This window comes from Nevskiales bacterium (assembly GCA_035574475.1).
Lineage (GTDB): Bacteria > Pseudomonadota > Gammaproteobacteria > Nevskiales > DATLYR01 > DATLYR01.
This window is the reverse complement of sequence record DATLYR010000095.1, coordinates 1-13307: the sequence shown is the minus strand read 5'-3', so window position 1 is coordinate 13307 and position 13307 is coordinate 1. Positions and strand designations below refer to the sequence as shown.

At 68.8% G+C, this 13307-nt stretch carries 15 protein-coding genes; 5 read left to right on the top strand and 10 right to left on the bottom strand.

The features are described from left to right. The 3 genes from ubiG to VNJ47_05505 form a co-directional block, all read left to right on the top strand. Positions 1–556, top strand: a 556-nt coding sequence (gene ubiG / locus VNJ47_05515) for a bifunctional 2-polyprenyl-6-hydroxyphenol methylase/3-demethylubiquinol 3-O-methyltransferase UbiG (protein HXG28292.1), incomplete at its 5' end; no start/stop codon positions are given. After that, positions 553–1242 carry an HAD-IA family hydrolase gene (locus tag VNJ47_05510; protein HXG28291.1) on the top strand — a complete coding sequence of 230 codons (690 nt, stop codon included), beginning with the start codon at positions 553–555 and terminating at the stop codon, positions 1240–1242. The genes ubiG and VNJ47_05510, both read left to right, overlap by 4 nt. Further along, positions 1230–2870 carry an EAL domain-containing protein gene (locus tag VNJ47_05505; GenBank protein ID HXG28290.1) on the top strand — a complete coding sequence of 547 codons (1641 nt, stop codon included), beginning with the start codon at positions 1230–1232 and terminating at the stop codon, positions 2868–2870. Before VNJ47_05510 ends, VNJ47_05505 begins: the two co-directional genes overlap by 13 nt. Here VNJ47_05505 and VNJ47_05500 read toward each other — a convergent pair. The 7 genes from VNJ47_05500 to VNJ47_05470 form a co-directional block, all read right to left on the bottom strand. Beyond that, positions 2867–3565 carry a hypothetical protein gene (locus tag VNJ47_05500; GenBank protein HXG28289.1) on the bottom strand — a complete coding sequence of 233 codons (699 nt, stop codon included), beginning with the start codon at positions 3563–3565 and terminating at the stop codon, positions 2867–2869. The two genes, VNJ47_05505 and VNJ47_05500, sit on opposite strands and share 4 nt — an antisense overlap. Continuing rightward, entirely contained in the window at positions 3546–4283 is a 738-nt protein-coding gene (locus tag VNJ47_05495) for a pseudouridine synthase (protein HXG28288.1), read from the bottom strand. Before VNJ47_05495 ends, VNJ47_05500 begins: the two co-directional genes overlap by 20 nt. A gap of 62 nt (positions 4284–4345) precedes the next feature. Next, positions 4346–4984, bottom strand: coding sequence for an SMC-Scp complex subunit ScpB (gene scpB, locus VNJ47_05490; protein ID HXG28287.1), 639 nt, complete (start codon positions 4982–4984; stop codon positions 4346–4348). A gap of 16 nt (positions 4985–5000) precedes the next feature. Beyond that, positions 5001–5864, bottom strand: a complete 864-nt coding sequence (locus VNJ47_05485) for a ScpA family protein (GenBank protein HXG28286.1) — start codon at positions 5862–5864, stop codon at positions 5001–5003. 125 nt (positions 5865–5989) lie between these two features. Next, positions 5990–6994, bottom strand: coding sequence for a tryptophan--tRNA ligase (gene trpS / locus VNJ47_05480; GenBank protein ID HXG28285.1), 1005 nt, complete (start codon positions 6992–6994; stop codon positions 5990–5992). After that, positions 6994–7659: a site-2 protease family protein gene (locus VNJ47_05475; GenBank protein HXG28284.1), complete on the bottom strand. Its 666-nt coding sequence runs from the start codon at positions 7657–7659 to the stop codon at positions 6994–6996. The genes trpS and VNJ47_05475 overlap by 1 nt, the downstream gene beginning before the upstream one ends. A 10-nt stretch (positions 7660–7669) precedes the next feature. Continuing rightward, the gene (locus VNJ47_05470; protein HXG28283.1) at positions 7670–8290 is read right to left on the bottom strand and encodes an L-threonylcarbamoyladenylate synthase; all 621 of its coding nucleotides are present in this window, start codon (positions 8288–8290) and stop codon (positions 7670–7672) included. A 44-nt stretch (positions 8291–8334) separates the two neighbouring features. Between VNJ47_05470 and VNJ47_05465 the strand changes: the two genes are divergently transcribed. Together VNJ47_05465 and VNJ47_05460 are read left to right on the top strand one after the other, a co-directional pair. Continuing rightward, complete coding sequence (locus tag VNJ47_05465) at positions 8335–8871, top strand: septation protein A (protein ID HXG28282.1); 537 nt, start codon at positions 8335–8337, stop codon at positions 8869–8871. Positions 8872–8893: 22 nt separating this feature from the next. Further along, the gene (locus VNJ47_05460) at positions 8894–9136 is read left to right on the top strand and encodes a BolA family protein (protein ID HXG28281.1); all 243 of its coding nucleotides are present in this window, start codon (positions 8894–8896) and stop codon (positions 9134–9136) included. A gap of 5 nt (positions 9137–9141) precedes the next feature. Here VNJ47_05460 and ligA read toward each other — a convergent pair whose 3' ends face one another. The 3 genes from ligA to VNJ47_05445 all read right to left on the bottom strand — a co-directional run. After that, entirely contained in the window at positions 9142–11190 is a 2049-nt protein-coding gene (gene ligA, locus VNJ47_05455; protein HXG28280.1) for an NAD-dependent DNA ligase LigA, read from the bottom strand. After that, on the bottom strand, positions 11187–11978 hold the full coding sequence (zipA, locus tag VNJ47_05450; protein ID HXG28279.1) for a cell division protein ZipA: 792 nt from the start codon (positions 11976–11978) through the stop codon (positions 11187–11189). The genes ligA and zipA overlap by 4 nt, the downstream gene beginning before the upstream one ends. A 30-nt stretch (positions 11979–12008) precedes the next feature. After that, positions 12009–13307, bottom strand: a 1299-nt coding sequence (locus VNJ47_05445; GenBank protein HXG28278.1) for a hypothetical protein, incomplete at its 5' end; no start/stop codon positions are given.

Here is a 13307-nt window from a genome sequence, read left to right as displayed (position 1 = left end):
GCGCGTCTGCGACGTCGGCTGCGGCGGCGGGCTGCTGGCCGAGGCCATGGCCCGCGCCGGCGCGCGCGTCACCGGCATCGACCTGGCCGAGGAAGCGCTGGAGGCCGCCCGTGCGCATGCGCGCGAGAGCGGCCAGCCGGTGGAGTACCGCAGCATCGCCGCCGAGGCGCTGGCGGCGGAAATGCCCGGCGCCTTCGACATTGTGACCTGCATGGAGATGCTCGAGCACGTGCCCGACCCGGCCGCGGTGGTGCGGGCCTGCGCCAGGCTCGTGCGCCCCGGCGGGCATGTGTTCTTCTCCACCCTCAACCGAACGCCTCGGGCCTGGCTGCTGGCGATTGTCGCGGCCGAGCACCTGCTGCGGCTGGTGCCGGCCGGCACCCACGACTACGCCAAGTTCATCCGCCCGTCCGAGCTCGACGCCTGGGCGCGCGCCGCCGGGCTGGAGCTGCACGAGGTCACCGGCCTGCACTACGACCCGGTGCTGGGCCGGCACCGGCTGAACCGCGACGTGAACGTCAACTACCTGATGCACACGCGCCGGCCGGCGGCATGATCCGCTGCATCCTGTTCGACCTCGACGGCACCCTGCTCGACACCGCGCCCGACCTCGGCTACGCGCTCAACCTGCTGCGCGCGGAGCAGCGCCTGCCGCCGCTGCCCGCGGCTGCGATCCGCCCGCTGGCCTCGCAGGGCGCGCGCGGGTTGCTGCGGCTGGGCTTCGGCCTGCAGCCAGGCGAGGAAGGCTATGAGCCGCTGCGCCAGCGATTTCTGGCGCTGTACCGCGCGCACCTCAACCGGCACACGGTCCTGTTCGACGGCATGGCAGACGTGCTGGGCGAACTTGCGCAGCGCGCCTTGCCCTGGGGCATCGTCACCAACAAGCCCGCCTGGCTGACCGAGCCGCTGCTGGCCGGGATGCAATTCCCGATTCCGCCGGTCTGCGTCGTCAGCGGCGACAGTGCCGCGCATCCCAAGCCGCATCCGGCGCCGCTGCTGCTGGCCTGCACCCAGTCCGGTCAGCCGCCGGCCGCCTGCCTCTACGTGGGCGATGCGCAGCGCGACATCGAATCCGGCCGGCGCGCCGGCATGCGCACGCTGGCCGCCACTTATGGGTATATTGAAGACGGCGACGATCCGCGCCACTGGGGCGCGGACGGCCTGATCGATGCGCCCAGGGAGCTGCTGGCATGGCTGGACGGGCTGAGGCTGGGGCCGACGGAACGGGCGTGCAGCCCGTAACCCCCAGCGTCGAACTCACCGCGCGGCTGTTCAAGGACCGCGTCAACCGCCATGCCGTGATCGGCAGCGGCATCGCGCTGCTCACCGTCGTGGTCGCCACCCTGCTGGCCTGCGCAATCGAGTTTCGCGAGTTGAGCCTGTCCGGGATCATCGACGTACAGAAGCACAACCCGGCGCTGTGGCTGCTCGATCTCACGCCCTTCATCTTCGCGCTGTGGGGCCAGTACACCGGCACGGTGATGGCCTACCAGGCCAGTGCGTTGGTGCTGGACGAAACCGCCGAGCTGCGCAAGAAGGCCAGCGCGCTGGAATACCAGATCGAGCACGCGCAAACGGAGGGACCCAAGCTCGGCCTGCCCAACCGGCGCGCCCTGCGCACCGTGCTGACCCAGATCCTGGCGCGCGACGGCGCCGCCACGCGCCAGCCTGCGGTCCTGATGATCGAAATCGACCAGCTGCGCGACGTGGACCGCATCCTGGGCGAGGAGATCGCCGAGGATCTGATGCGCATCGTAGCGCAGCGCCTGCAGAATCTGGTCAGCCGCGATCAGGTACTCGCTTACCTGGGCCACAACGAGTTCGGCCTGCTGTTCATCCATGCGCCGGAGCCGGACGAATTGCAGCGCCAGGCGCTGCGCATCCATCGCGCGCTCGACACGCCGGTGGCGCTGGCCGGCATGCAGATCAGCCTGCAGGCACGTATCGGCGCGGCCATCGCCAGTGGCGACGGCATGCTGGATGCGGAGAGCCTGCTGCGACGTGCCGAGATCGCCAAGTACGCCGCACGCACCGAGCAGAACGATTTTCTGCTTTACGACGGCTCGCTGGAAACGCGCCGCGCCGGCCGGCTGAGTCTTACCGCCGAGCTGCATGCCGGCGTTGCGCACGACGCCCTCGAACTGGCCTACGCGCCACAGCTGGATCTGCGCGACGGCCGTTACCGGCGCCTGCGCCTGTACCCGCGCTGGCCGCACCCGCATCGCGGCACACTGGAGGAATCCGAATTCATCAATCTGCCGGAGCGCGGCGGGCTGCTGCACAGTCTCAGTCTGTGGCTGCTACAGCAGGGTCTGGAACAGCTCGAGCAGTGGCGGCGCAAACGCGACCCTGGGCTGGTGCTGGCCATCCGCCTACCGGAGCAGGCACTGGTGCGCCTGCCGCTGAGCGAGATGGTGACCCGCCTGCTGGCGGCACACGACTTGCCGGGCGATGCGCTGGCGCTGGAATTCAGCGAACAGGCGCTGCGTGGCAGCGGACGCGATGGAATGCGCCACCTCGAGTCGCTCTCGCGCCAGGGCGTGGGCATCTGCCTGGCCGACCTCGGCGGGCCCCAGTGCAGTCCGGCGAGCCTGCTGGATTTCCCGGTCAGCGAAGCACGGCTCGCCAGCGCTCTGGTACAGCGTGCCCAGCAAGACGCGCGCGCGGCGCTGCTGCTGGAGCGCCAGGTAGCGCTGATTCACGACCTGAAGCTGAATTGCGGCGCGAGCGAGATCCGCTCGCGCGCCGAGCTGGACCTGCTGCAGTCGCTCGACTGCGACTGGGCCGAGGGCTCGGCGGTACAGCCGCTGCGCAGCGCCGACGATTGCAGCCGCTGGCTGCAGGAGCAATTTACCGGCCGCAGCGTCTAGCCGGCCCTGCCCGCAGCGGTCGCCACCGGGCACATCCGGCGCAGCACGCAGTCCGCGCACAGCGGCCGCGGGCGGCAGCGGCGCTTGGCATGCTCCACGATCAACGCGTGATACTGCTGGTACGCGACCGCGTCCGCGGGCAGTGCGCGCTCACAGGCCGTGCGCAGCGCCTCGTAGCCCGGATCCCCCTGCAGCAGCCCGAGCCGCGTGAACAGCCGGCGCGTATAGGCGTCGACCACGAACACCGGCCGGTGAAAGGCGTATAAAACGATGTCATCGGCCGTTTCCGGCCCGACACCGTGCACACCCAGCAAGGCCTGCCGCAACCGTGCCGTATCCCAGCGGTCCAGGACGCGGAAGCCGCCCGTCTCCACGAACCACGCGCACAGCGCACGCAGCCGCTGGGCCTTGAGGTTGAAGTAGCCGGAGGGCTTCAGTGCCGCCGCCAGTTGCGGCCGCGGCGCCCGCAGGATGGCCCCGGCGTTCAGCCAGTGTCGCCTACGCAGGTTGGCGAGTGCGCGCTCGACGTTGATCCAGGCGGTGTTCTGGGTCAGGACTGCGCCGACGAGAATCTCGAAGCGTGTGTCCGCCGGCCACCAGTCCTGATGGCCGTAGGCCGCTTCGAGCCGGCGAAACACTGCCTGCAGCCGCCGCGTCGGCAGCCGTGGCAGCGTGTCAGTCTTGCCGGTTTTCAAGGCCGACCAGCGCCAGCAGCGGCTGGATTTCCTTGTCCGTGAGCTCGTAGTAGCTGCCGGCCTTGACCCCGCCGGGGAGGCCGTAGGGCCCGAAGCGCACGCGGATCAGGCGGCTGACCTGCAGGTTTTGCGATTCGAACAGCCGGCGCACGATGCGGTTGCGGCCCTCGCGCAGGATCACATTGAACCAACGGTTGGCGCCCTCGCCGCCGGCCGGCTCGATGCGCTCGAAGCGTGCCGGGCCGTCGTCGAGCCTGACACCCTTGCGCAGGCGCGCCAGCACTTCGTCGCTGACCTCGCCCAGCACGCGCACGGCGTACTCGCGCTCGATCCGGTACTTCGGGTGCATCAGCCGGCGCGCGAGTTCGCCGTCGGTGGTGAACAGCAAAAGGCCCGAAGTGTTGTAGTCGAGCCGGCCCACGGCAATCCAGCGGCCTTCGCTCAGGCGCGGCAGGCGGCGGAAGACCGTCTCGCGCCCTTCCGGGTCGCGCAGCGCGACGATCTCGCCCTGCTTCTTGCGGTACAGCAGCACGCGGCGCGGCACCTGCAGGCGCCGCTCCAGCGCGATGCGCCGGCCTTCGACGCTGACCTGATCGGTGGGCAGGATCTTCTGGCCGACGGTCGCGAGCTGGCCGTTGACGCGCACGCGGCCGTCGCGGATCCAGGCCTCGATCTCGCGCCGCGAGCCGATGCCGGCGTGGGCCAGCAGCTTCTGGATGCGCTCGGCCTGTGCGTTGGACCGTGGCGGGGCTTTGCGGCTGGCCTGCGGGCGACGCGGTTTCAGTGCAGGGCCTCCGAGCCGGGCGCAGCAGGCGGCTCAGCCGCAGGTGCATCGGCCGTGGGCGTAGCCTCCGGGCCCTGCAGCCGCTCCAGCGCCGCCGCCAGCGCGTCGAGATCACGGATCTCGGGCAGCGCCGGCAGTTCTTCCAGGCTGCGCAGGTTGAAGTCGTCGAGGAATTCCTTGGTGGTGCCGAACAGCGCCGGCCGGCCGGGCACCTCGCGGTAGCCGACCACGCGCACCCAGTTGCGCTCCATCAGGGTCTTGAGGATGGACTGACTCAGGGACACGCCGCGCACCTCCTCGATCTCGGCGCGGCTGATCGGCTGACGGTACACGATCAAGGCCAGGGTCTCGAGCAGCGCGCGCGAGTAACGCGGCGGCTTTTCCTCCCATAGACGGGCCACCCAGCCGGCATACGCCTGGCGCGTCTGGATGCGCCAGCCGCCAGCGACCTCGCGCAACTCGACGGCGCGGCCCTCGAGTGCGGACTTCAGTTCTTCCAGCGCCGCCTTGAGTTCGGCCTTGCTCGGCCGCTGCGCCTCCTCGAACAGGGTCAGGATGCGGTCCAGGCCGAGCGGCTGGTCGGAGGCCAGCAGCAGGGCCTCGAGGATGCGTTGCAGTTCTTCGCGGTTGTCCATTGGCAATCCGTCAGCTTCAGCCCGAATAGGCGGTTTCGATGGCGTCGTCGTCCAGCGTGCCGGCATCCGCGCCGCCGTCGGCCAGACGCAGGAACACCGGCGCGTAGGGCTCGGCCTGCTGGATCTGGATCAGCTCGGCCTTGGCCAGCTCCAGGATGGCGAGGAAGCAGACCACCACGCCCAGGCGGCCCTCGGCGGGTTCCACCAGGTCGAGCAGCTGCGCCTGCCGGCCGCCGGCCAGGTCGGCGAGGATGCGGCCCATGCGTTCGCGTACCGACAGCGGCTCGCGCTGGACGTGGTGGTGCGCGAACAGCTCGGCGCGCAGCATGACGTCGCGGAAGGCAAAGATCAGTTCGCGCAGCGTCGGCTGCGGCAGCGCCACCGCCAGCGGCACCTGCTCGGGCCGCGCGTGCGCGATGAAGATCTCGCGCCCCACGCGCGGCAGCGCATCGAGGTTCTCGGCCGCAGTCTTGAAGCGCTCGTACTGTTGCAGGCGGCGCACCAGCTCGGCGCGCGGGTCCTGGCCCTCATCGCCCTCTTCCAGGGCCGGCCTGGGCAGCAGCAGCCGCGACTTGATCTCCGCCAGCATGGCGGCCATCAGCAGGTACTCGGCCGCCAGCTCGAAGCGCATCTCGCGCATCAGCGCGATGTACTCGATGTACTGCTGGGTGATCTTCTGGACGGGAATGTCGAGGATGTCGAAGTTCTGCTTGCGGATCAGGTACAGCAGCAGGTCCAGCGGCCCCTCGAAGGCCTCCAGGAAAACCTCCAGCGCGTCCGGCGGGATATACAGGTCCTCCGGCAGCTTGAGCAGCGGCTCGCCGCGCACCTTGGCGATGACGCTGTCCTGGGCTTCGACCGCTGCGTTTGCGTTTGTCATGCGCCGCCACAAAGCCACTTCACCCCGGCGGAAACCGGGGTCCGGGGCCGAGAAAGCCGCTGGATTCCGGCCAGCGCCGGAATGACTGAACTCATCGATTCTGGCCTCGTGTGTCGAAACAACCGTCAGCGCGGCAAAAAGCCGAGCACGTCGAAGACCCGCGCGAGCGTGGGCTGCGCGCGGGCCTGGGCCTTTTCGGCGCCCTGGCGCAGGATGCGGGTCAGACCCTCGCGGTCATCATAAACCGCATGGAACCGCTGCTGCACCGGGCGGATGAAATTCACCGTGATTTCAGCCAGGTCCGTCTTGAAGGCGCCGTAGCCCTTGCCCTGGTAGGCGGCCTCGATCTGTTCCAGCGTCTGGCCGGTGATGGCCGCGTAGATGCTCATCAGGTTGGCGATGCCGGGGCGGCTGTCCGGTTCATAGCGGATTTCGCTGCCGGAATCGGTGACCGCGCGCTTGATCTTCTTCGCCACCAGGTCGGGATCGTCCAGCAGCGAGATATAGGCGTTGTTGTTGGCGTCCGACTTGGACATCTTCACCGTCGGATCCTGCAGGCTCATGATGCGCGCGCCGACCTTCGGGATCCAGGGCTCCGGCACGGTGAACACCGGACCGTACAGCTTGTTGAAGCGCAGGGCCACGTCGCGGGTCAGCTCCAGGTGCTGCTTCTGGTCGTCGCCGACCGGGACGAACTTCGACTGGTACAGCAGGATGTCGGCCGCCATCAGCACCGGGTAGTCGTACAGGCCGGCGTTGATGTTCTCGCTGTGCCGCTGCGACTTGTCCTTGAACTGCGTCATGCGGTTCAGCTCGCCCATGTAGGTGTAGCAGTTCAGCACCCAGGCGAGCTCGGCGTGCTGCGGCACGTGCGACTGCACGAACAGCACGTTCTTGTCCGGGTCGATGCCGCAGGCGATGTACAGGCTCAGGAATTCCAGGCAGCGCTGGCGCAGCTCGGCCGGGTCCTGGCGCACGGTGATGGCGTGCAGGTCCACCAGCATGAACAGGCAGTCGTGGTCCTGCTGCAGCTGTACCCAGTTGCGGATCGCGCCGATGTAGTTGCCGAGCGTCAGCGCACCGGAGGGCTGGATGCCGCTGAGAATGACGGGTTTGGCGGTCTGGCTCATCAGAACATCCCGATGTCGGGCAGGCCAAACAGCCCGAGCACGAAGGTTTTCGCATAGCCGAGCAGCGGGCCGAGGATACGGCCCAGCGTACCGGTCACCAGCAGCACGACCACGATGATCAGGCCGTACTGCTCCAGCCGGTCCACCTGGCGCGCATAGCGCTCGGGCAGGAAGCCGTTCAGCACCCGGCTGCCATCGAGCGGCGGGATCGGCAGCAGGTTCAGCACCATCAGGATCAGGTTGATGGCGATGCCACCCACTGCCATCAGGGTCAGGAACTGCAGGGCGACGCCCTGCCCGCCGGACAACAGCGCCAGCTTGAACACGCCCGCCCAGAATATGGCCATCACCAGGTTGGTCAGCGGTCCGGCCGCCGCAACGACGGCCATGTGCTCGCGCGGATGGCGCAGCTTGGACGCCACCACCGGCACCGGCTTGGCCCAGCCGAACAGAAAACCGCTGAACAGCCACATCAGCACCGGCACCACCACCGTGCCGAGCGGGTCCACGTGCTTGAGCGGGTTGAGGCTCAGGCGGCCGAGGCGCGCGGCGGTGTCGTCGCCGTAATAACGCGCCACCCAGCCGTGCGCCACCTCGTGCAGGGTGATCGCGAACAGGATGGGAATGGCCCAGGCGGCCAGCAGCTGTATCTTGGCGGGATCCATGAGCCGGGCATTATAACAGCCGGTTCACATCGCCCTTGCCCGCCCGCAGCAGCCGCGGCTCGCCCGCGGTCAGGTCCAGCACCGTGGTCGGCTCCAGCCCGCAGGCGCCGCTGTCCACGATGATGTCCACGCGGTTGGCCAGCGCCTCGTACACCTGTTCCGGCTCGGACAGCGGCAGCTGATCGCCCGGCAGGATCAGCGTGCAGCTCATCAGCGGCTCGCCCAGCACGCGCAGCAGCGCCAGCGCGACCGGGTGGTCGGGGATGCGGATGCCGATGGTCTTGCGCTTCTCGTGCAGCGCGCGCCGCGGCACCCCGTGAGTGGCCGGCAGCACGAAGGTGTAGGGCCCCGGGGTCAGCGACTTGAGCAGGCGGAAGCCCCGGTTGTCGAACTTCGCATAGGTCGAGACCTCGGACAGGTCGCGGCACAGCAGCGTGAAGTGGTGGTGCCGGCCGAAGCCGCGCAGGCGGCGGATGCGCTCCATCGCCGCCTTGTCGCCCATGTGGCAGCCGAGTGCGTAGGAAGAATCGGTCGGATAGGCGATGACCGCGCCGGCATGCAGCTGCGCGACCACCCGCGCGACCTGGCGCGGCTGCGGGTTCTTCGGGTGGACTTGAACGTATTCGGTCACGTCGCGGTCATAGCCAGCAAGCCATGCGATATACTGCCCGGCCTATGAAAATCCTGCTCGATTACCTTCCGATCATCCTGTTCGTCGGCGCCTATTACCTGCGCGACATCTACTTCGCCACCGTGGTGCTGATCGTGGCGCTGCTGGCGCAGGTCGCGATCCTGTGGGGCATGACGCGGCGCGTGCCGAAGATGCAGCTGACCGCGGCCCTGCTGGCGTTGGTGCTGGGCGGCATCACGCTGGCCCTGCACGACCCGGTATTCATCAAGGTCAAGCCGACCGCACTCTACGGTCTGTTCGCCGTGGTGCTGATTGCCAGCCACTATGTCGGCGAAAAACCGCTGATCCAGCGCCTGCTGGAATCCAACCTGCGGCTGCCGGCGCCGGTGTGGCGGCGCGTGAACCTGATGTGGGCGGGCTTTTTCGTGTTCTGTGGTGTGCTCAACCTGTATGTCGCCTACTCGTTTGCCGAAGCGACCTGGGTAAATTTCAAGCTGTTCGGCATGCTCGGGCTGACCTTCGCCTTCGTGCTGCTGCAGGGCCTGTACCTGTCGCGCTACCTGGACTCCGAAAGCCGCTGACGTGGTGACGCGCATCGAACGTATGCGCCAGCGCTTAGCCAAGCTGGCGCCGATCGAACTCGAGATCGTCGACGAAAGCCATTTGCACGCCGGGCATGCCGGCGCGCGGAGCGGCCGCGGCCACTATGCCCTGCGCATCCGCACCGCTGCCTTCACCGGCAAAACACCCATCCAGCGGCACCGCTTGGTGTACGAAGCGCTGGGCGACCTGCTGCAGACCGACATCCACGCACTCAGCATCAAGGCGCTGGCGCCGAACGAATAGCGCAGCTACGCCGTTCTGCCCAGCAGGCGCAGAAGCCCGGCTTCGTCGATGACCGCTACGCCCAGTTTTTCCGCCTTGGCCAGCTTCGAGCCGGGCGATTCACCCGCCACGACATAATCGGTCTTCTTCGACACCGAGCCGCTGACCTTGCCGCCGGCCGCCTCGATCCGGGACTGCGCCTCGTCGCGGCTCATGGACGGCAGCGTCCCGGTCAGCACGAAGGTCTTGCCGGCCAGCGGGCCCGCGCCCGCGGCCTGTGTGACCTCCGGCCAGTGCACACCGGCCTTGTGCAGGGCGCGGATCACGGCCAGATTGTGCGGTTCGGTGAAGAACTGCGCCACGTGCGCCGCCACCACAGGCCCGATGTCCGGTACTGCGCGCAGGCGCGGGCAGCGGTCCTTGTCCTTCGCCGCGTGTACCGTCGGCAGATCGGCCCGGGCCGCCTCGATCAGCGCCTCCAGGCTGCGAAAATGCCGCGCCAGGTCACGGGCCGTGGTTTCGCCCACGTCGCGAATACCCAGTGCATACAGGAAGCGCTCCAGGGTCGTGGCCTTGCTGCGTTCGATGGCCTCGATCACGTTGGCGGCGGATTTTTCCGCCATACGCTCGAGCCCGGCCAGTTGCTCTGCCCTGAGCGCGTAGATATCGGCCGGCGACTTCACCAATCCCGTATCGATGAGCTGCGCCAGCAGCTTGTCGCCCAGGCCTTCGATGTCCATCGCCCGGCGCGAAACGAAATGCATCAGCGCGCCATGCAGCTGCGCACGGCAGGTCAGACCCGCACTGCAGCGGGCCGCCACCTCGCCCTCGATCTGCACCACCGTCGAGCCGCACACGGGGCACTGCTTCGGCAGCTGGATGGCGCGGGCGTCGCGCGGGCGCCTGCTCTCCACCACCTTCACGATTTCAGGAATGACGTCGCCGGCGCGGCGCACGATCACCGTGTCGCCGATCTTCACGCCCAGGCGCGCGATCTCGTCCATGTTGTGCAGAGTCGCGTTGCTGACCGTGACACCACCGACGAACACCGGCTCCAGCCGCGCCACCGGCGTCAGCGTGCCGGTGCGTCCGACCTGGAATTCCACGTCCAGCAGGCGGGTTTCCACTTCCTGCGCCGGGAACTTGTGCGCCACTGCCCAGCGCGGCGCACGCGCCACGGAGCCCAGCTCCTCGCGCCAGTCCAGCCGGTCGAGCTTGTACACCACGCCGTCGATCTCGAACGGCAGCTGCGGGCGCTGCCGCTCCAGCTTCGCGTAGTAACGCAGGCAGCCTTCGAGTCCGCGCACGCGCTCGATCTGCGCGCAGACCGGCAGCCCCCAGTCGCGGAAGCGCTGCAGCAGTTCCCAGTGCGTCTGTGGCTGCGCGCTGCGTGGCAACGCGCCGCTGGCATAGGCGTAGAACGACAGCGGCCGCTGCGCGGTGATGCGCGGGTCGAGCTGCCGCAGGCTGCCGGCCGCCGCGTTGCGCGGATTGACGAAGGTTTTCTCGCCCCGGGCTGCGGCCTCCGCATTCATGCGTGCGAAGCCGGCCTTCGACATGTACACCTCGCCGCGCACGTCCAGCAGGGCCGGCCAGCCGCTGCCGCGCAGTTTCAGCGGCACGGCGCGCAGGGTGCGGATGTTGGCGGTGATGTCCTCACCCTCGCTGCCGTCGCCACGCGTGGCGGCACGTATCAGCCGGCCCCTTTCGTAAACCAGGCTGACGGCCAGGCCATCGAGCTTGGGCTCGGCCACGTAGTCCACCGCCTCGACGCCGAGGGTCTCGCGGATGCGGCGGTCGAAGTCCCTCAGTTCCCCGTCGCTGAAGCAGTTGTTGAGCGACAGCATCGGCGTGGCATGGCGCACGCTGGCGAATTCCGCGCGCGGTGCGCCACCCACACGCTGGGTCGGCGAATCCGGCGTGACCAGTTCCGGGTGTTCCTGCTCCAGCTGCTGCAGCTCGCGGAACAGGCGGTCGTACTCGGCGTCGGAAATCTCCGGATCGTCGAGGACGTAATAGCGGTAGTTGTGGTGCTCGATGGCCTCGCGCAGGGCCTGGATGCGTCGGGCGGTCATTTCTTCCGCGGCTGTGCGCGCCAGCGGCGCTCGGTCTCGGCGATCTGGTCGTGCAGGTACTGCTCGGTCTGGTGGGTCAGGATCGCGCGCTTGTCGTCCAGCACGTCACCGCCGAGGCGCTGCGCCAGCTGGTGCGCAGTCTCGAGCATGTCGCGGAAGGCGACCACGCCCTCGACCGGCCCCGGCATGACCATGAACAGCGTGAGTCCGGGCGTGGTGAAATCCTGTGCCACGCCGGGATCGAGATAGCCCGGCTTGACCATGTTGGCGACGCTGAATACCGCCTCCGGCACGCCGTTGGCCTCGGTGATGCGATGGTAGATGTCACGCATGCCGAACTGCAGCCGGCACAGCTGCAGCGCGGTGTGCACCGCCGTGCCGGTGAACAGCTCGCCCTCCGGGGCCGCCACGTGCAGGGTGACGATCTTTTCCTGGCCCGGCGGCGCCGCCGGCGGCCGCGAACCTCGCTGACCGGCCGGCATATCCAGCCGCAGCTGCTCGTCGGCACGCGCGGTCGAGAAATGCGTCCAATCCTTGTCCGGGGGGGCGCCGGCGGGCGGCAGCTCCGGCGGCTGCCGCACCGCGCCATCGCCCACTGCGCGCGGCTTACCGACGACATAGGAGCCCACGCTATCGGCGGGTGCGGCCTGACCGTCGAGCTGCTCGTAGTCCGGCGACGCTTCGTCGCCCGGGCGCCGCTTCCAGGGATCCTCGTCACGTGCGTGCCGCATGCGCAGATACAGCAGAACCACGGCGGCCACCGCGGCGATCAGGATGATCCACTGCATGAGGCTCATCGCGCCTGCCCTCGTCCTGCGTCAGCCCGCCTCGGCCATCGCCACCGCCTGGTCCACGTCCACGCTCACCAGGCGTGACACGCCCGGCTCCTGCATGGTGACGCCGTGCAGGTGGTGCACCATCTCCATCGTAATCTTGTTGTGCGTGATCACGATGAACTGCACGCGCGCGGACATCTCCTGCACCAGCGAGCAGAAACGACCGACGTTGTTATCATCCAGCGGCGCGTCCACCTCGTCCAGCAGACAGAACGGCGCCGGGTTGAGCTCGAACAGCGCGAACAGCAGCGCCACTGCGGTCAGTGCCTTCTCGCCGCCGGACAGCTGCTGGATCACGCTGTTGCGCTTGCCGGGCGGGCGCGCCATCACGCGCACGCCGGTTTCCAGAAGGTCCTCGCCCATCAGCTCCAGATAGGCCTCGCCGCCGCCGAACAGCTTGGGAAAGGTCTGGCGGAAAATCGTGTCCACCTTGTCGAAGGTGTCCTTGAAGCGGCTCTTGGTCTCGCGGTCGATCTTGTGGATCGCCTCCTCGAGCTGCGCCAGGGCCTCCGTCAGGTCTGTGTACTGCGTGGTGAGGTAGGCCTCGCGCTGCTGGTGTTCCTCGTACTCGCCGATGGCGGCGAGATTGATGGGCCCGAGGCGCTGGATGCGCCGGTCCATGGCCGCCAGCTGCTCCTCCCACTGCTCGGGCGTGGCGGCTTCCGGCAGCTCCGCCGTCAGCGCCTCGACCGAGTTGCCGGTCTCGCCGATCTGCTCGACCAGGGTCTGGCGCCGCACGGCGATGGCCTGGTTGGCCAGCTGCGCCTGCTGCGCGGCCTCGCGCACCGCCTCCACCGCCGCCTCGGCCTCCTGCGCCTGCTGCGCGAGGCTTGCCGCCTCGGCCTCGAGCGCCTCGAGCCGGCGGCGTGCGTCGTCCAGTGCCGCTTGGGCAGACTGGCGCCGGTCCTGCGCGGCGCGGCGCGCCGCATCGTACTGCTCCAGGGGCGTGCCGGATTCGGCCAGCAGCCGCGCCAGCTCCGCCTGCTGCAGGCGCAGGGCATCCACGCGCGCGGTCAGCTCGGCCAGCCCGCTCTCGGTGGCCTGCAGCGCGCTGCGCCGGCCGGCAATCTCCACCTGCACGGCCTGGCGGCGCTCGGCCGCCTGCTCACGCTGCTGCTGGGCTTGCGCCAGCGCCTGCCGTCGTGAGCGCATCTCCTCCTGCAAGGCCTGACGCTGGCTATTGATCTGCTCGGCCGTCTGCTGCAGCCGCTGCAGCCGCTCGCCCGCTGCCGCCAGCTCGGCCTGGTGCTGGCCGTGCTGGGCGCGCAGCTCGGCCAGGTC

Bases quoted from the DNA above. Each gene is read 5' to 3' on its own strand.
- VNJ47_05460 (HXG28281.1), top strand. From the start codon at position 8,894: ATGCGCCAGCGCTTAGCCAAGCTGGCGCCGATCGAACTCGAGATCGTC.
- scpB (HXG28287.1), bottom strand. From the start codon at position 4,984: ATGGACAACCGCGAAGAACTGCAACGCATCCTCGAGGCCCTGCTGCTG.
- VNJ47_05485 (HXG28286.1), bottom strand. From the start codon at position 5,864: ATGACAAACGCAAACGCAGCGGTCGAAGCCCAGGACAGCGTCATCGCC.
- VNJ47_05465 (HXG28282.1), top strand. From the start codon at position 8,335: ATGAAAATCCTGCTCGATTACCTTCCGATCATCCTGTTCGTCGGCGCC.
- VNJ47_05475 (HXG28284.1), bottom strand. From the start codon at position 7,659: ATGGATCCCGCCAAGATACAGCTGCTGGCCGCCTGGGCCATTCCCATC.
- VNJ47_05510 (HXG28291.1), top strand. From the start codon at position 553: ATGATCCGCTGCATCCTGTTCGACCTCGACGGCACCCTGCTCGACACC.
- ligA (HXG28280.1), bottom strand. From the start codon at position 11,190: ATGACCGCCCGACGCATCCAGGCCCTGCGCGAGGCCATCGAGCACCAC.
- trpS (HXG28285.1), bottom strand. From the start codon at position 6,994: ATGAGCCAGACCGCCAAACCCGTCATTCTCAGCGGCATCCAGCCCTCC.
- zipA (HXG28279.1), bottom strand. From the start codon at position 11,978: ATGCAGTGGATCATCCTGATCGCCGCGGTGGCCGCCGTGGTTCTGCTG.